Origin of the sequence: Acinetobacter sp. CS-2, assembly GCF_016599715.1 — a bacterium.
Lineage (GTDB): Bacteria > Pseudomonadota > Gammaproteobacteria > Pseudomonadales > Moraxellaceae > Acinetobacter.
The window spans coordinates 1,758,577-1,777,863 of sequence record NZ_CP067019.1; the positions used below are offsets into that span (position 1 = coordinate 1,758,577).

General features: G+C 42.6%; 12 protein-coding genes. 4 read left to right on the top strand and 8 right to left on the bottom strand.

Annotated elements, in window-relative coordinates; translation table 11 throughout:
- Positions 1–67: 67 nt before the first annotated feature.
- A complete protein-coding gene (locus tag JFY49_RS08780; protein ID WP_200222607.1) occupies positions 68–4,582 on the bottom strand; it encodes a translocation/assembly module TamB domain-containing protein in 4,515 nt (1,504 codons plus the stop codon).
- A 38-nt stretch (positions 4,583–4,620) separates the two neighbouring features.
- Positions 4,621–7,347, bottom strand: a complete 2,727-nt coding sequence (locus JFY49_RS08785; protein ID WP_200224843.1) for an autotransporter assembly complex protein TamA — start codon at positions 7,345–7,347, stop codon at positions 4,621–4,623.
- 177 nt (positions 7,348–7,524) lie between these two features.
- Here JFY49_RS08785 and JFY49_RS08790 point away from each other — a divergent pair, with 177 nt between their 5' ends.
- The 4 genes from JFY49_RS08790 to JFY49_RS08805 all read left to right on the top strand — a co-directional run bounded on the left by JFY49_RS08790 (position 7,525) and on the right by JFY49_RS08805 (position 12,811).
- Complete coding sequence (locus JFY49_RS08790) at positions 7,525–8,847, top strand: MFS transporter (RefSeq protein ID WP_200222608.1); 1,323 nt, start codon at positions 7,525–7,527, stop codon at positions 8,845–8,847.
- Positions 8,848–8,851: 4 nt separating this feature from the next.
- Positions 8,852–9,487, top strand: a complete 636-nt coding sequence (gene coq7, locus JFY49_RS08795; protein ID WP_180176106.1) for a 2-polyprenyl-3-methyl-6-methoxy-1,4-benzoquinone monooxygenase — start codon at positions 8,852–8,854, stop codon at positions 9,485–9,487.
- Between the two features lie 826 nt (positions 9,488–10,313).
- Positions 10,314–10,640 (top strand): pyrimidine/purine nucleoside phosphorylase, encoded by a 327-nt coding sequence (locus JFY49_RS08800; protein ID WP_086197291.1) that lies wholly within the window; start codon positions 10,314–10,316, stop codon positions 10,638–10,640.
- A gap of 548 nt (positions 10,641–11,188) precedes the next feature.
- Entirely contained in the window at positions 11,189–12,811 is a 1,623-nt protein-coding gene (locus tag JFY49_RS08805; RefSeq protein ID WP_200222609.1) for a S8 family peptidase, read from the top strand.
- A 256-nt stretch (positions 12,812–13,067) separates the two neighbouring features.
- Here the strand turns inward: JFY49_RS08805 and JFY49_RS08810 are convergent, their stop codons facing one another.
- The 6 genes from JFY49_RS08810 to JFY49_RS08835 all read right to left on the bottom strand — a co-directional run bounded on the left by JFY49_RS08810 (position 13,068) and on the right by JFY49_RS08835 (position 19,254).
- The gene (locus JFY49_RS08810; RefSeq protein WP_180044266.1) at positions 13,068–13,505 is read right to left on the bottom strand and encodes a 2-amino-4-hydroxy-6-hydroxymethyldihydropteridine diphosphokinase; all 438 of its coding nucleotides are present in this window, start codon (positions 13,503–13,505) and stop codon (positions 13,068–13,070) included.
- Positions 13,462–13,842 (bottom strand): dihydroneopterin aldolase, encoded by a 381-nt coding sequence (folB, locus tag JFY49_RS08815; RefSeq protein WP_086197289.1) that lies wholly within the window; start codon positions 13,840–13,842, stop codon positions 13,462–13,464. Before folB ends, JFY49_RS08810 begins: the two co-directional genes overlap by 44 nt.
- 124 nt (positions 13,843–13,966) lie before the next feature.
- Positions 13,967–15,265: an ABC1 kinase family protein gene (locus JFY49_RS08820; RefSeq protein ID WP_200222610.1), complete on the bottom strand. Its 1,299-nt coding sequence runs from the start codon at positions 15,263–15,265 to the stop codon at positions 13,967–13,969.
- A 58-nt stretch (positions 15,266–15,323) separates the two neighbouring features.
- Complete coding sequence (locus tag JFY49_RS08825) at positions 15,324–16,079, bottom strand: HesA/MoeB/ThiF family protein (RefSeq protein WP_413784602.1); 756 nt, start codon at positions 16,077–16,079, stop codon at positions 15,324–15,326.
- 151 nt (positions 16,080–16,230) lie between these two features.
- Complete coding sequence (locus JFY49_RS08830) at positions 16,231–17,877, bottom strand: AMP-binding protein (RefSeq protein WP_200222612.1); 1,647 nt, start codon at positions 17,875–17,877, stop codon at positions 16,231–16,233.
- A gap of 240 nt (positions 17,878–18,117) precedes the next feature.
- A complete protein-coding gene (locus tag JFY49_RS08835) occupies positions 18,118–19,254 on the bottom strand; it encodes an acyl-CoA dehydrogenase (protein ID WP_200222613.1) in 1,137 nt (378 codons plus the stop codon).
- Positions 19,255–19,287 lie beyond the last annotated feature (33 nt).

The following is a 19,287-nucleotide window of genomic DNA, read 5'->3' on the forward strand; positions in this document are numbered from 1 at the left end:
CAATGCAGACCGATGTTGATAAAATTTTAAATATAACAAATAGTTGAGAATTTATATTCTCAAGCCATTAGAAGCGCCAGTTATAGAACACGTCTATTGCACGTTCTAGCGATTGGCTCGCTTCCAGATATAAACGTTTATTCATTTGATAACGCAAGGTCAATTTATTCACCGGTGTAAACACCCCTACACCATAACGGATGAACAGATCCGGTGTAATATAACCTGTTACACTGACCTGAGTATCATCTCCTGTTCCCTGTGCATCCAGCGCCAGACCACTCAGACCAAAAGTACGTCCAATCTGGTTGGTGAGAGCGCGTGTACCGCCTAAGCCCATACTGATTCCGGCAGCCGCAATGGTATTGTTGACATCGGACTTAAAGCCCGCTTCCTGACTAATACCACTGGCACCTTCATTAATACGGCCGGTAATGATGGCATTTAAGGCTTCCTGTTCAGACAATCCGGCATCGTTATACACTTGAATATTCGGACTGGTTGCTGTACCTGTTACACGCACCCCAACCAGACTACCCTGTACAGTCTTATTGGCATCGATATCCAGGGTCGGGTTATATAAAGGACCGTTAAAACGTGCAATCGAACGATTCAAATCCAGACTTTGTCCATAGGCTTCAATTTTTACCCGTTGACTGACCCCAATTGCACCATTAGCACGCATGGCGGTTTCAAGTCCACGTTGTGAAAGATACAAACGTCCGGCCAGTGGAATACGACTATCAAAGCCCTGGAAAATCACCTGATTACCTAAATTGACCATGACATCGGCACGGATATCCCAAGGACGGGCTGCCCTTAATATTGCAAGCTGATCTTGTCCTTCACGCACGATTCGTACATCTGAAGATACATTGATTACCGGTGCTGAAGCTTCAGGCATCGAAATTAAGGCACGTGGTACATCCACCTTACCGCTTAAGCTTAATTTCTTCTTAAACGGCAGCACATCTAAAGACAAATCCGGCGTAACCACGGCGGTAATTAACGGCGCCTGACGTATAAGCAGGTTTTCACCTTTTAAATGCAACTGAATGCGGGGATCATCTTTCCAATTTACACTACCAGTCAATGCACCTGCACCTTGACCACTATTAAATGCACCGTTAATGGTAGCGTGATCCTGACGAATGGAAGAATAGACCTGAATATTGGTTAAATTCACCGGCAAGGAAATCATGCTGATGGCGCCATCTTTCAGGCGCATTTCACCGTTCAATAAAGGCTGCGTTAAGGTACCACTAATTTTTCCAGCAAAAGACAAGTTGCCCGCCAGGGAACGAACATCCCGCATAAACGGTTTAAAGACTTTCAGTTGTACCTGATCGAAGGCGATCTCACCGCGCATCGGCATCCTGTCTTTATAAGGGTCTATAATGACATTGGCATAACCGGTACCAATTTCAGGGGTTTTAACATCTAAACGAACCTGTAAACCCGCAGCAATACTTTTTGCCACCACAGCAATTTCATTATATTTAAGTGTAGATCCTATATCTTGTGGATCTTCAGCTGCCAGCCCAATCACGCCATTACGGCTAACCAGTCTGGCATCAATTTTTGGCTTGCTGCCTTGTGCCCAGGCTGCTTTGGTATAGCCATTGACCTTACCGGTAATTTCCAGACCTTCTGGCATAAAGGCAGCAAAGTCATTTAAATCGACATTTCGGGTAATAAATGAAACATTACCTCTAGTTTTACTGACCCGAATCGGTTGGTCAAAACACAACTGGCTTTGTTGACTCGACCAGCAATGTGCTCCGACAAATAATTCGCTTTTGGCAGAACTGTAAATCACCGAGGCATTTTGACGTTGTACCAAACGTGCACGCAAGGAGTCAAAATCACCTTTCTGGATTTGTCCCAACCAGTCATTCTGTGCATTAAAACCACCGGCCAATTGCACATAAAATTTAGACAGTCTGTTTTGTGCCTGTACTTTCAGGATATGGGCCTTACGCGTTCCGGCCAGTGAAATTTCACCCTGCTGAATCTCACGCCTACCACTACGCAAGTTTTCCATTTTGGCAGTCATCAAGGTCGGGGTCGACTCAGAAGTCGGCAGCTCGCCTTGTACACGTAATTTTTTAACACTGAATAACTGGTTAAAACCGAAATCGTCTACCGCCAGATTGGCCGTCGCTTGCAGACGTGGTTGTGATTGCACATTTAAATAGCCATAAGCACGGCCACGAAGTCCACTGTATATTTCATACAAGGCCGGTGCATTGATTTTCAGTCTTAAGTTCTGGGCATTACCAGTAGCCTGAACCTGATTTTTTGCATAAGAAAGATACAAGTTGTTCGCTTCAAACTGTTGTGGCAGGAAGCCTTTTTGATTTGAATTAATCACCATCGCTAGATTTCCTGTTCCGCGAACAGGTTTATTGTTGATGATACCGGCTATATTCAGTTTCTGGATATTAATACGTTTTAAGCTGTCTGACCAAACCCCTTCAGTTTTCACGTTACCGGATAATTCACCGCGCACAGACGAGACAAAATAATGCGGTTTAAAACGTACTAAAGAGGCATTGATATTCCAGCCCAAACCATTTTTAAGATAGACCAGACCACTGGCATAAATTTTTCCGGCAATACCTGAATGTTTCAGTTCATCGACTTTAACCAGTTCAGGTGTACCGGAGATCTTGAACTTGAGCATGCCTTCGCTGGCCGGAATTTGACTGGCATTGAGTGCGCCATCATAGTTGACGGCAAAACTTTTAAATGCACCACCCGCTTTTTGGGTATTAAATAAAAGGGCGATGGTGCTACGACCAGTTAAGCGTACTGTTTCGTTATTATTTTGCTGCGCCAGGCGCCCGGTTAAATTAATCGCATTCAAATGAATAATCTGCTGATTCGGTTTGGCAAAACCATTGGCTTTTACCTGACCATTAAGCAAATTCACCGGTGCAGCTGCTGCAACAGTTTGCGGATTAAAATCTTTGGCATTGAGAATGGCATTCCATTTAAATTGACGTTTTTTGGTCGGAAAATCTACTTTAGCACTACCGCTTAAACTGCTTTTACCTGCCACATAACTAAAACTCGGGATATTCAAGTCATTATTTTTGAAATTAAGCTGGGCGGTATACAGACCTTCAGGCAACACACCCTTATCATTTTGGGTGACCGCTGTAGCGACATGAATATCCTGCTTGCCTTCAACCAGCGCCAATTTGACATCGCCCGATTTACTGCTTAACCAGCCTACATAAGGCACGGCACGATCAATATTTTGCCAGGCCACATTCAGCAGCATCGGATTGAGTTTTTTGCCTTTTTGTTCGGCCTGATCGAGCTTTAGATTCCATGTTTCATAACGGTCAAAATCTACCAATGCGGTTAAATGCAGACCATTTTGCAAACGGCCTTTAGAGGCAATTTTGGCATCCAGAGTTGGCGGTAGAAAGTCTTGGATGATTTGCGGAATCAGTTTATCTTTGGGATTAATTTTATCGACACGGCCATTCATGTCCCAGGTGACATGATCTTTCCAGCTCACCACGCCTGCAACATTCACCGCACCACTCATCAACTGACCATTTAAATTGCTAATGTCGAGCTGATGTACCAAGTCGGTATGCATACTGCCGTTATATTGACCTTGCGGAATATTTTTACCGCTTAAATCTGTAATGGCATCGATATTTAAACGCTGAATATCACCATTAAATTTAGCCACGCCATTTTTGGTATATAGCTCTTGTTCCTTCAGCAATGGCCAATGATATTTTTTAAAATTTAACTCGCCAAACATCGGCACATGTTTGCGTACCGGATGCAGTACCACCCAACCGGTTAACAGGTCTGGGGTATTGGTCGCTACACCGGCCTGAATCGTATCTAAAGATCCAGTTGCAACTACTTTAATATCATGAATATTTAGATTTTTATGCAGTGCAGGTATGTTCAGATCACCCACAGCATGTAAAGGGTATTTCCCTTCAAACTTCATGTTGCCCGTAGCATTTTTCACCGAAAGATAGCCCATATCCATTCGGGAATCTTCGAACTTCAGTTCAGTACCTGACCAAAGTGCGTCATTCAGGTGAATATCGTGAAACTTTACACTTGCCGAAGCAGTCTTAATCAGCAGATGATCGACATCTGCAGTGTCTAGACGCAAAACAAAGGGCAAACGGATTTCATTAAATTTAAATGGTTTATCACTCGGTGGATGTTTGGTGATAATTTGCAGATTACGTACATCGGCACGATTTAGATGAATTTCTTTTTTAAGAATGGCACGCCAGCCCAGAGTGACATCTGCTCGGTCAATCTTCACGTCTACAGGTTTGAGCGTGACCAAAATATTTTTTAGGATAATACCGCTGAGCAGATTGCCGCCTTCATATTCATAATGAATAATTTGCTGACGCTCTAAAACACGGTCCAGTAAAAACTTGCTGCCTTTATCGGTACTAAACATCACGGCGAAAGAAGCAATCAGCAACACAAACACGATAAGTAATGTGAATAGCACACTCCTTAAAATACGACGCTTTTTCGGTCTAGGTGTTTCCGTTTCCGGTTGCTGTTCTACTTCAGCCATAATACTCTCTAAAAACTAAGATTTATAAAAACCAGTATTTATAATTGTGAACCAATAAAGAAATGCAGACGTATTGGATGATTGTCATCAGAAATACCTGAAGCAACATCTATACGAATAGGGCCAATTGGCGATGCCCAACGCAGCCCCAAGCCCATACTGTATGCAGTAGGCGTATTGAAATCTTTATCATAAGCATTGCCGACATCGCTAAAAATGGCTGCACGCCAACCTTCTTTAAATTGATAGTTATATTCAAGTGATCCCACAGCCAGAGCCTGACCACCGATTTTAAATCCATTTTCTTCCGGCGATAGACTTTTATAGTCAAAACCGCGTACTGTCTGATCACCACCAGTAAAGTAACGCAGGTTATAAGGCACCTTGCTAAAATCTTGAGTCAAGATATAACCCAAATCGCCACGCCCGACAAACTGGTGACTATCATTTTCACCCAATGAATAAATAAAACGCCAGCCTGCATTGAGAATGGCCATATCAGCATCAGACAATAATGACTCACTGCCAAGTTCGACCTTATAGGTCTGCTTAAAGCCTTTACCCGGATTGACCCGTTTATCGCTGGTCGCAAGTGATGCCTCATAACCCAACAATAAAGATTGCTGCTGGTCATTGGCATTGGCAATAAAGGCATCCGGAATTTCATTGGTATTAATGGTTCCCTGTTGGGTAATCTGATCCAAACGATAACGGAGACCAAAAGTATGTTGCCAGCTACCACGCGGTCTTTTAATAATTCTGTCAGCACCAGCCACAGCAGATTCAATCTTCAGGCTATTCCCCTGTGCCACGTCATCACGTTCTTCACGTTCATAACCGCCAACGATACTGATGTAGTCATTGATAGGATCGTGATAGGGAATATTATAACGTCCGTCGATAGACTGGCGAATTTGCGACACTTCCATGTTGGCATCAAAAGAATGTCCACGGCGGTTGACGATGGCACGGCGGTACTGAGCACGTAATCGTGCTCCTGTATCGGAACCATAACCTGCCCCCAGTTCTGCACTATTTAAACGATCAGCATTTAAAGTTACGATCACTGGAACTTTCTTCTCTTCACGTGCCTGAACTTTTAAACGATCTTCTTCAGATTGTCTGGTTTCCTGCTGTGCACGCATCTGACGAAGATTTTCATCCCCTTCAGTTTCCTCTTGACCCGCAAACTGGGTTTCATCGGCTACAGATTGGGTGACTTCTTTAGCGGAAGCGACCCGTTTTTTATCCTGAACGCTAGCCTCACTTTCAGATATTTTTTGCTGATCGACCAAAGCCTGAATATCGGGCGGCAGTTCCAGCGCTTTCTCAACTGGATCTGGATGTATTGCATCCACCAGAGTGTAATTAAAATAACGCGAGTTGGTGAGGTTATTGGCTAAACCATTGACACGCCAGAAAGTATAATCGGCACCATCCTCCCAGGAAACCATACTTTGCAGAACATCCATATCAATTGGAAATGGCTGTGACGGATCACTCATGCGGAATTCGACTGGGCCTAACTTGTAGCGTTCGCCCGTTTCATAGCGCAGGTTCACATCGACAGTATTTTGTGGCTGGGCTACTTTTACATCATGCAGGCGCCAATAGCTGTCAAAGTAACCGTTGTTGGTTGCGGCATCGCTAATACGGTTTTTGGTTTCCTCATATAGACCATGGTTGAAAATATCGCCTACATCCTGATCGGGCAAAAGCCGGATCACCTGAAACTGGGGCTGGTTTTCTCCTGCACCGCTAAATTCAATATTCTGTGCTTTAATCTGTACCGGTGCATTTGTCGTTACTCTGACCCGAACACGACTTTCACTGAGTTTCTCGAATTTAAATTCGGCATTATAAAAGCCAACTGCTTGTGCAGCCTGATTTGACAATGTCCTCAGCTGCGGCAATGCTGAAGGGAAATCACTAAAAGATTCCCGGGTAAAACTGGAAAGTTTAGCTCTGATATTTTCTTTCAGATTTTCCATAGCCTGCGCATAAGCTTTGGCTGAAACATCGCTACTATTTGCTGTAGGGACAATAATCACATCGGCACTGATACGATCCAGCTTGGCAGTATTTAGCTGACGCGGCGGGCGTATTTTATATAACCAGCGTTTAAAGAAATTCGGTTCTTCAATTTCATCAGTGGGGGCCAGTTCAGGTAAAGTTTTACCGGCTGCATTGGCTTCAACCACAATCTGGCTATCTGCCTCAATATTCGACATCAACTGATCGATATTTACCGGTGCCTGATTAATTTCAACCAACTCTTGTTGTGTGGCATCAGAAACGGCTACTTCTGTGCTCTGACCGGCGCGGTATTGCTGGGCTTCTCGTTTCGCCTCTTCGGCAACCCGAAAAATTTCATTTGCCATTTCTGCATTGACAGGGGTTATCGGCAGTTCTTCCAGATCTTCAAATTCAATCGGCTTGAATTCTTCCAGAGGTTGGGTTGCCTGTTCTTGCTGCTCCAGCATTTGCAAGCTATCAGGTTCAATCGGAGTTTGCTGAATGTTTTCTGGCTTTTCCAATTCTGCACTACTGCCCACACCCTGCTGAATAGCTTCATTTTTGAGTTGTTGCTGAAATTCCGCTTCAGTGATGATGCTATTTGGCTGAGTCACTTGTGCAAAACCGTGTTGAGCCAGTAACATGAGTAAAATACTGAGTCCGAATCGTTTATGCTCATTGTTCCACTGTAAAATGGAATTGACGCTTAAAGTAAGCGTCGTCTTTTTAAAATTCAGTTTCGAAAGCATAAAAAACTCTAAACTCATATAATATTTGTAATGGAAATGCCCAATGAAAGCTCGCTAACAAACTCAAATCTATTGGAATTTTCACTAAAGTATAGGTTAAAAACATCATACATGATTTTTATAGTGTTTTACCAAATGCTCACATTTCTTAATAAAACTTAATGAAGTCCACAAACCATGGAAAAAAATGAACATCTCTTAGGCACACGCCGGTTTTTACCGATGTTTGTCACTCAATTTTTTGGTGCCCTGAATGACAACGTGTATAAACAAGCCTTGTTACTGGTCATTACCTATGGTTGGATTAGCCAGCAAACTGCCAGCGTAAGCACACTGAATAACCTTGCAGCCTTGTTGTTTATTTTACCCTATTTCATTTTCTCTGCCACAGCCGGACAGATTGCCGACAAATACGAACGTTCACAACTTGTACGGGGCATCAAGATTCTCGAAATCGTGATTATGCTGATTGGCTCGGCGGGTTTTTTACTCGGTCATTTGTGGCTTTTATTATTAGCTTTATTTTTAATGGGTACTCACTCGACTTTCTTCGGGCCAATCAAATATGCCATTTTGCCAGAAATTTTAAAGCCCAATGAATTGATGTCCGGAAATGCCTTATTTCAGTCAGGAACTTCTATTGCCATTTTAGTCGGGATGATTTTAGGCGGTGCGGTCATTTCTGCCTCGGACGGCAATTTGTTGTGGATCAGCTTAACGATTGTGACGATTGCCTTGCTGGGATATTTTTCCAGTCGTTTCGTATTAAAGCAAAAAGTGACTTCACCAGACGTACACATTGACTGGAACTTTTTTAGAACCAGCTTTCAAACTCTGGGTTATGCCAAAAGTTTACCAATGGTGTTCCTGATTTTACTGGGCAATTCCTGGTACTGGTTTTATGGCGCAACCTATCTCACTCAAATTCCGCAGCTGACTCAACAAAACCTGCATGCTTCTGAAAATGTAGTCAGCCTGCTATTAACGTTCTTCTCTGTCGGGATTGGCATCGGTTCGTTATTGTGCCGCAGAATTGGCGGTACAGAAGTCAATTTGAAAATGGTTCCGATAGGAGCGATTGGCTTAACCGTGTTTGCTTTTTATCTGGCAGCCAGTTTGGCTTTTGTGCCAGAACGTAGTGGTGAATTGCTCAGCTTGAAAGATGTTTTTACCCAAGGCTGGAGTTATTACCATGTCATGCTTGCTGTGACATTACTTGGGATTAGTGGCGGTTTTTATATCGTACCGCTTTATGCCATGATGCAGGCTTTTTCGCCGCCATCACATCGCGCACGTGTAGTTGCTGCAAACAACATTCTCAATGCCATATTCATGGTATCCTCTGCTATATTTTCTATTATCATCTTAAGTGTGCTTAAGATTGATATTAAAATACTTTTTAGTATCACAGCGATTCTAAGCGCCATTTTCACTACATGGCTCTTGTTTAAGCTCAAGCCCATGCTTGCAGCACAGCAACAAGATGCTTTAGAGGATTAATTTTATGCGCCAATATACCGGTATTGACAAATTTATTCATTCATTTGACCAGGCGCTACGCAGCCTGGTTCCGGGCACAACCTCTGCACACCGTGAAAACCCGGGAAATGAAGTTGAAACCAAACTCGGTGTCAGTGAAGCGCGCCATGTGGCCGGTTTAATGCGGGTCAATCATAGCGGTGAAGTGTGCGCCCAGGCGCTTTATCATGGTCAGGCATTAACAGCCAAACTCCCGAATGTACGCCGTGAAATGGAACAGGCTGCAATTGAAGAACAGGATCATTTGGCCTGGTGTGAAGACCGTTTAAAAGAGCTGGATAGCCATACCAGTTTGCTTAATCCGGTGTGGTATGGCCTGTCTTTTGGCATGGGTGCGATTGCCGGTATTGCCGGGGATAAATATAGCCTTGGTTTTGTGGCAGAAACAGAACGTCAGGTGAGCTTGCATTTACAGCATCATATCAGTCAGTTACCTGAACAGGATGAACGTTCACGTAAAATACTGGTGCAAATGAATGAAGATGAATTGCATCATCGAGATACCGCACTGAAGGCTGGCGGTGTAGATTTACCAATACCAGTCCGTATTACCATGACCGCTATTTCCAAACTGATGACCAAGACCAGTTATTATATTTAATCTACATTTGCATGATTAAGCCTACTTGAATGTGGGCTTTTTTATGTCTATTCATCACGATTTTTTCTAACGAACAACTATAGAATACATAATCTGAAACAATAAAATACAGGCCACCACCGCCAGAACAGTATCAATATCATGATGATAAAGCAGTATTTTCGCCCAAAATACATGTAACCAGTGAATCTTCTACAATCCGACACTCACTATCACAAAGAGCCAAATAAAGCAAGCAAGCAGACTCAGCAGTACATATGTTCCCAAGGGATAAGCTTTGATTCCGATAAAAATCGGCAGAAGGTTTCTGAGCTCCCCCAATAAAATTGCATCAATAAAATGTTCAGCACGGGATGATTGTCGATGACACTGCTGACCTGAGCAATTTTTTATGCCAAATTATTGTTTATTGCAAAGACCTGTCTAATTTTTTTAATCTTTTTTCAGTAGAATAAAGTGATTGCTTGGCAGATATCATCTCATCAATATGATGTTTTTTAGGCTTTTATAGGCAGGGTATTATTTATATATATCTTACTCCTTTACAATAGACTGTTTTAAAAAAACTTTTTATCCCAAAAAATAAATCTCAAAATATCAGAAATAGAGCTGCTTCCTTGTGAGTTTTTGCTTACAACACGTGTCTAAAATTTTAGTGGGATGAATAGGTTTTTATAGCACCCAGTAAAGCTTCTATTTTTGTAAAATTTATACAATACGATGACCAAAACATATAAAAAGATTCATTCGTATACTTTATAAAAATAAATATTAGCTGCATAAAGAACAAAAAAACCAACAACAAAAATAATTTAAGGAGCAAGGTATGTCTACCCAGTTCAATTTTGTCTCTGTCCAGAAAAAATCAAATATCCATTTTGATGGCTGTTCTATCAGTCATGTAATTGAATTAACAGACGGAAGAAAAAAAACCTTAGGTGTGATTCTGCCCACAGAGCGTCCTCTGGTATTTGAAACTGTGGTCGCTGAACGCATAGAAATTGTTTCAGGCAAGTGTTTGGTTCAAATTGGCAACAATACAGAGAGCCAAACCTATCATGCTGGTGAATCTTTTTATGTGCCTAAAAAAACCCAATTTAAAATTATCACGGATGATATTGTCGATTACGTTTGCCATCTGGAAGACCGTTAGGTTTGGTAACAACCCTTATTACACATTAATTAGTCGACAATAAAAAAGCCCGGCATCCTGTCGGGCTTTTTCATATGGGTTCGCTCGGTATAACTCCTGTCGTACCTGACTGTCCTTGTGCTTGTTTGTTATTATTCTTTTGCAGAACTTCCTGTTCTTGTTGAACTCATCATATGAAATTTCCAATATTTCAAATAGAAGCTATAACATTAAATTCATGTGAGCAAATGCTTACAAAACGAAGTAAAAATCACCCGATACTTATTAACAAAAATTCCAGATCATCTTTCTCCAGGAACAATTTGGAACGGTAAATAAAGAAAATTCTATGCTCAATCAACTTATAATCACATATATTTCTCGTCCCAAATCATCTTTGAAACATTTAAAAAACCAATAAAAAAACAGATTTCGAGAAAAATTATTATTTGATGATGCCATTAAAACTTCATTTAATTCTGCTATCTTCTGAGCAGAACAATGCATGACAATTACCCTATTTTATTAATTAAATTTTCAGCCGCTATGGTTGGGGTCAGGAGTATCGAATGAACAGGATCCATAAAATTTCCATCTTTGCAGCAAGTTCAGCTGTTGCTGTCCTGGCTTATGCGGTAAGTACACCATCGAATAAAGCCGCTACAACAGTAGTAAAACAAGATCAAGTACTGACCAACCAACAAGTTTCCACACCCAGCACAACGACAGCAAGCTCTTCACCAACCGTATTAGCACCCACATTGACCAGCACGACAACAGCTTCACCCATCAAGAACCAGTATATTGTAGTGCTCCAAGCGGGTTCAGATCTCCCTGCACAAGCTGCTGCAGCAATAGCAAAACAGCATGGGGGGCAAGTTTTATTTACGTATAACCGGGCGATTCGTGGTTTTGCCGTACGTATTCCAGAACAGGCTACGTCAGCTTTCCTTACGGCTATGCAGAAAAATCCGCAAGTCAGTTATGTAGAAGAAGATACTCTGATGCAGGCTAATACAATCACGCAAAGCAATCCTGTATGGGGTCTGGATCGTATTGACCAGCACAATTTGCCACTAAGCAAATCATTTAGCTATAACAAAACTGGTTCTGCGGTGAATGCCTATATTGTCGATACCGGTATTTTAGCCTCACATCAAGAATTTAACGGTCGTGTACAAACTGGTTATTCTGCAATTGCCGATAACAATGGCACCAATGACTGTAACGGCCATGGTACACATGTGGCTGGCACTGTAGGTGGCAGTACGTATGGAATCGCAAAAAATGTGGGCTTGGTACCTGTACGGGTACTCGATTGTGCAGGCTCAGGTGCTATGAGTGGTGTGATTGCCGGACTGGACTGGATTATTCAAAATGGTCGAAAACCCGCAGTGGTGAATATGTCTCTCGGTGGCAGTGCCTATAGTACCCTCGATACTGCTATAGATAACCTGTTTAATAACGGCTATGTACCAGTGGTTGCTGCAGGCAATGCAAATACCGATGCATGTACCAGCTCTCCTGCTCGCGCAGGCAAAGCCATTACTGTTGCTGCCACAGATTCAACCGACACCCGTGCCAGCTACTCGAATTATGGTAGTTGTGTCGATCTTTTCGCTCCAGGCAGTCAGATTACCTCTGCTTGGATTGGTAGCAATAGCTCGGCAGCAACTGCCAGCGGAACCTCAATGGCTTCGCCACATGTTGCAGGCGTAGTCGCGACACTACTGGAAAATAACAGTACTGCAACACCGCAAAGTATTACTGATCAACTACTCAACCAAAGCACTATAAATCTGATTCAAAATCCGATGGGTAGCCCAAACCGATTGCTCTATAGCTTGGTAGACACACAGACCATTACCCCAGTACCAAGCATTATTGCGCATATCAGCAAACTCAACGCAACAACACTACGTTATCGTAACGGTACATGGCGTGCCAATGTGAGCATTTCTGTGGTCGACAGCAATAACCTTGCCGTGCCGAATGCAACAGTAACCGGCAGTTTCTCTGTAGGTGGCAGCAATCTTAACTGTACGACAAACAGCTTGGGACAATGCCAAATCAATAGCGGCACCATCAAAAGTGCAACGCAGACTACCTTTAACGTCAACAATATTAGTGGCAGCAACCTGACCTATGCAGCCAGCAGCAATTTGGTCAGCTCCATTACTATTTACCGCTAAACAGTCCTTGGGATAAGAAAACGCAACTCTATAGGTTGCGTTTTTTATAGGATGATTGGCACTTCCCCATAGATCTCAATTACCACAAAATAGCATTTAGATTGTAATACTGTAGGTGGTTTTTTGAGGATTAATCACATGCTGCTACTCAATTTTTATTACCTAGTGGAGCAAATTAAGTCATCAGGTTGATCTTATTATTGCTTAGGCTATTTTTAATCAGCTAAGTTTGATGATATATACAAGGAAATGAATTTTAATTTGTCCAATTGACCACTGGAAATTGATGATTTTCATGCTGAAAATCGCTACTTTGCCAAATATCCAGCATCGGTATTTTAACATCTAGAGCTAATGGCAACTTTTTAGGATTAAACTGCATGTGCTGTAAATCCTGTCCCCAGGCAATTAAATCCATATCCAATGAAATTTGATGTGAAGGCCGTACCCGACCAGAATCTGCTTCCATTCTTTTTAATAATGCAATGATATCATCCACCGACATTACAGCTTTTAACAAACACGCCGCATTCCAGTAATCCGCCCCCACCGCATCACGACACGGAATCACATAAATTTGAGAGAATTGAACCTCTCCCAAACCAGAGATTTGTTTCATAGCGTTTTGAAAATGCTGTTGGGGATGACAATTACTCGCCAGAGCTAAGGCGAATATCGTTTCGGTGGCGTTCAAGACGAATTCCTACAGAATTTGCTTGCGCGATAATGGCAGGCTTACGGATGGTAATCATAATCGATTCTACTGTGGGAAAGGTAGTAAAAAGCGCATTTAGCACAAGTTTTGCTGCATGTTCAATCAATTCCGGCTTGGCATCCTGAATGACTTTGGCAGAAATCTCGCAAATTTCAGCATAATTCAGGGTATGTTCCAGCTGATCCGAATTGGAAGCCTGTTCCAGACTGGTCTGGATGGTCATATCCAGCATTAAAGGCTGCATGATTTGACGTTCCCAATTGAAACATCCCACCACTGTTTCAACCTTTAAACCTTCAATGATAATTGCGTCCATGTTTGCCCCTAACAGACTTAGATTTTTTAATCCCTCCCTTGCGAAACAATGTTTCTCACCCTTTAAAAAAGGAAAAGTCCCTCTTTTATAAAGAGGGATTTAGGGAGATTTTCAAACTAATAACTTAGTTTTTTAACAACACATTTGGATCAAGAGTTTGCACCATTTGCAGTCTTTGGTCTGCATAAATATCGGTATATGGCGCGAGGATGCGCATAAAGCGATCGAAATAAAGCATTTGCTTGAACAGCAAGGCAAAGTCACGCGGGAAGCGAATGCCATGACGCTCACCTACTCCCACCATATCCATCATGATGTCATTTAAATCTGCCGGATTAGAAGTGAGTAACTCCTGAGGATCAGCCAAAAGAACACCACTGAACAGACGTTCTAAGTCAGCCGCCAAAACTTGAGTATCAATTTTCTTGTCCGTCATGCCCATTTTCAGCATGTTTTCAGCCATTAAGGTGTAATCGGTTTTTTGCAGCGCATCCATGAAGGCGATACAAGCTGTCCAGACTTCAGGCTTCAACTGACCCACAATACCAAAATCAATAAAACCGACCCGGCCATCTTCAAGCAACATCAGGTTTCCGGCATGCAAGTCTGCATGGAAGCTGTTACACATCATCAAGCTGCCAAACCAGGTATTCATGGCGGTAATGAGCACCTGAGATGGGTCTTTAGCCACCTTTTTTACCACATCAAAATCGGTCAATGGCACGCCATATAAGCGCTGCATGGTCAGTACACGGCGGGTTGAGTATTGATGATAAACTTTTGGTGCAGTAGCTTTCTGGTTTTGCGTTATATTCAGATAATTAACAAAATCATCCAGATTTTGCGCTTCTTCAATAAAGTCGACTTCGCGTACCATCCGAGTTTTAATTTCCTCGACAATATCGGCAAGTGATGCAAATTTCACTTTCGGTACGGCTTTTTCCAAAATCTTGGTGGCCCAGTGCAAGACATTCAAGTCGGTATACAGAATGGTTTCCACACCCGGTTTTTGCACTTTAATCACCACATCTTCACCAGTCACCAGTTTGGCTGCGTGAACCTGTGCAATAGAAGCCGAGGCTAAAGGCTTTTCATCAATAGAAGCAAAGATTTCATCTAAATTTCGACCCGCAAATTCTGATGCCAATACGCCTTGTACATAACTAAAAGGCAAAGATGGGGTCTGATCTAAACAGCCCTGAAATTCTTCCACATATTCACGTGGAAACAAGGAAGGTGTGCTGGCAATAAACTGTCCCAGCTTGATATAGGTTGAACCTAAAGATTCAAAAGTTTCACGCATCAGCTTGGCGTTACTTGGTTTTTCTGTGGCGTATTTTAAGCCCGCTTTTGCTGCAATGACAGCCGTTTCCCCAACACGGGCAACTGAACGCAGGCCATCTAACCAGATATTGTTTTTCATAATGTCAGCTTAGAATTAAATTATAGCGAGTGTAGCAAAAAAATATGGTCTTGCAGGTCTATCTTGCCTGACAGATTGGACAATCTGTATCTTTTTCGAAAGCCAGTAGACGTTGTTTCATGCTTAATCCATCCCAGAGCATCAGTTTTTGCTTCAGTGGTGTTTTGCCCAACCCCAAGTAGAGTAAAGCATGATGCGCCTGCAAACTCGCCATAACATTCGGAGTCGTAGCTAATACGCCTGAATCTGCACAGCGCAAGTTTTCATTGGCATGCTGTTCTTTGGGAAACAGACATTCATAACAGGCCGATTTGCCTTCCACCATAAACAGCTGTCCCTGAAAACCAATCGCTGAAGCACTGATTAAAGGTACATTGAATTGCTTGCAGCTTTGGTTGACGAGATAACGTGTAGTGAAATTATCACAACCATCTAAAACCAGATCTTGAGCTGAAATTAATGCTTCTGCATTGTTCTCGTCCAGTTTTACTGTTTGAGATTCAACACGGATATGCGGATTGATGTGCTGTAATCGCTTAGCCAGTATTTCAGCTTTATAGAAACCAATATTTTCTTCTACATAGGCTATTTGCCGTTGCAGATTACTCATTTCAATGGTATCAGCATCAATTAAGGTAATTTGTCCCACACCTGCCCGAGCAAGAAGTTCAGCTGTAGTACAGCCAATTCCACCACAACCGACAATCAGGACATTAGCAAGTTTCAGTTTTTCCTGTGCTTCAATGTCCCAGCCATCCAGCAAAATTTGCCGACTGTAAAGATGCATTTCTTCATCGCTTAACTCTAGGTCCATGTCGAGTGGGTTGGTCACTTGCTTATCCTGTCTATTACTTGCATTTGCTTAAACTAGGCAGCCATTATAGTTCAAAATGAATTTTGCATAGGACTAAAAAAAGCACCCTTTCGGGTGCAAGAGCATGAAACTTTAAAAAATGAAAAAGAATTTAACTGGCTTTTTGAATTCCTTGCATGTTGGCAATTTCCTGCTGTTTGAGTAAATTGCGTTGAATTTTACCACTCGTGGTTTTAGGTAAACCTTCGACAAATTCGATTTCTTTAGGATAGGCATGTTTAGATAAACGTGAACGCACATATTCCTGAAGTTTATGGCTTAACGCATCCGAAGCCGAAAATTGCGGTTTAAGCACGACAAAAGCTTTCACCACCTCGGTACGTTCCGGGTCTGGCTTGCCAATAACTGCAGATTCCAAGACCTCGGCACATTCCAGTAAAGTACTTTCTACATCGAAAGGACCCACACGATAGCCTGACGTTGTAATGACATCGTCAGCACGCCCGATAAAATCCACCCCACCCAGTTCATTTAATTTCACCGTATCACCGGTTAAATAATAATGCCCAACGAATGATTTACGGTTATTGCCGCCATAACCTTTAAACCAGGTTAAAGGTGATTGCGAAAAATCAATAGCCAAGGTACCAATGCCACCTCTTTCCACTTCTTCATGGTTTTGATTCAAGACCACAAAACGATGACCCGGGTTGGCAAAACCTGCAGAACCAACTTTCTTTTCATGTTCTAAAGCATGATGATTGGCAATCACCATCCCCAGTTCAGTCTGGCCATATTGATCATAAATATTGACATTCAAATCATGATTAAACCAGTGAATAACTTCCGGAGTTAATGGCTCGCCGGCACTACTGACGGCACGTAAATGTTCTTTAATGGATGGATCAAATTTTTCCTTGAATCCAAAAAACATCCGAAATGCCGTTGGTGAACCGGTCAAGTTACTAACTTTATGCTTTTTAATGATCTGCACGGCGTTGTCTACACTAAAGGCACGTTCATCCATAATAATGCTATGCCCCAGACTTAAAGGTCCGGTAATGCCGTAATACAAGCCATAAGCCCAACCCGGATCAGCCAGATTCCAGAAAGAGTCTTCTTCACGCAAATCCACCGCGTGGATCATATAGCCTTTAAATGCCAGCAGCGCCTTTAAAGGAACCTGTACCGATTTTGCCAAACCTGTGGTTCCTGAGGTAAACATCATCAGGAAATCATCTGCAAAAGTCTGCATTACCGGTTCAAAAGATTCTGACTGTTGCGCCAGTTCTGTCCAGAAATCGGCATCTGCATGACTTGAAACATCTTGTGGATGTACTGTAAGAATATGCGGGACAGTGACACCGTTCAGTTTTGAGCGTTGTTCTGCATTGGTCACAATCAATTGGGTTTTGGCTGTATTAATCCGGTGCTCAATGGCTTTGGATTCAAATGCAGTAAACAATGGTTGGTAAATTGCGCCCATACGCCAGGTGGCCAAAATGGTAATCAGCAATTCAGGCGTACGTGGCAATAAACCGGCAATGCAATCCCCTGCTTTTAAGCCAATTGAGCTAAAATAATTTGCAAGTTCTCCTGAAGCTTCTGCCAGCTGTTCAAATGTCCATTCGGCAGATTCTCCATTTTTGCCTTCCCAGATTAAGGCTGTTTTATTTAAACCGAGATAACGATCACAGCATTCAACATAGGCATTGACTGACTCAGCCGTACCGACCAGTTGCTCTGCAAGAAAATCATCAAAATTAAACTCTTGATATGCTTGTTGTAGTGTCTTCATGACGACAACCTCTCATCCGTTATTTTATAAACAAAGCTCGTGCTTTGCTGATCCATTTTGCTTATTGTTCTGACTCTAAAAATGCCAAAGCTGATTCAGCATCTTTAAATTTTTTACTTCACAGTTGACTTAGATAACCATGATTTCCAAGCTCCTGCAATTTCCTTATCCATCAGAAAATGTGCAGGATTTGAACACCGACTAAAGTCTAAAATTTAGCCATTTAAAGCTTTAGCCGGTTTAGATTTTAGTCACCTCGCGTGCAATAACCAGACGCTGGATATCCGAAGCTCCTTCATAAATCTGGCTGACCCGTACATCACGGTAAATGCGCTCTACCGGGAAATCCGAGACATAGCCATAACCGCCGTGAATCTGAATGGCATCGGAACACACCCGCTCCGCCATGGTGGATGCAAACAGCTTGGCCATAGAAGCTTCTTTCAAACATGGTAGCCCTGCATCTTTTAAGGTTGCTGCATGGAAAATCAGTTGGCGTGCCGCTTCAATCTGCGTGGCCATATCTGCCAGACGGAATGCAATGGCCTGATGCTGTACAATTTCTACCCCAAATGCTTTGCGCTGATTGGCATATTCCACAGCAGCATCAAGTGCAGCACGCGCCATGCCGACGGATTGTGCGGCAATCCCAATTCGGCCGGACTCCAGATTGGATAAAGCGATCTTGTAGCCTTCTCCTTCCTTGCCAAGTAAGTTTTCAGCAGGAATCCGGCAATTTTCAAAAATGATGGTGGCGGTATCGGAACAATGCTGTCCCATTTTTTCTTCCAGACGCGAAACAATATAGCCTTCCGTGTCTGTTGGAACGAGGAAACAGGAGATGCCTTTTTTCCCTGCGGCTTTATCGGTCACGGCAAATACAATCGCCACTTGGGCATGTTTGCCTGTGGTAATAAACTGTTTGGTGCCATTCAATACCCATTCATCTCCATCACGTTCTGCCTTACATTCCAGTGCACCGGCATCGGAACCGGCTTGCGGTTCGGTAAGACAGAAACATCCAAGCCATTCACCTGTAGCCAGTTTGGTAAGATATTTCTGTTTCTGTGCTTCCGTACCGTAACGCTGGGTAATGCCACACGGCAAAGAGTTTTGCACACTGACAATGGTTGAAATCGCGCCATCACCTGCAGCAATTTCCTCCAAAGCAAGCACCAGCGAAACATAGTCCAAACCAGCACCGCCCCATTGTTCGGATACGGTCATGCCCAAAGCACCCAGCTCACCGAGTTCTTTCAGTTCTTGTGCAGGAAATTGCGCAGTTTTATCACGTTCTGCGGCAGTAGGTTTTAACTTGTTTTGCGAATAATCGCGCAACATGTCCTGAACCATCTTTTGTTCGTCATTTAAAATCATTGAGCTTCCCTTTCTATATCTATTTTATTCATT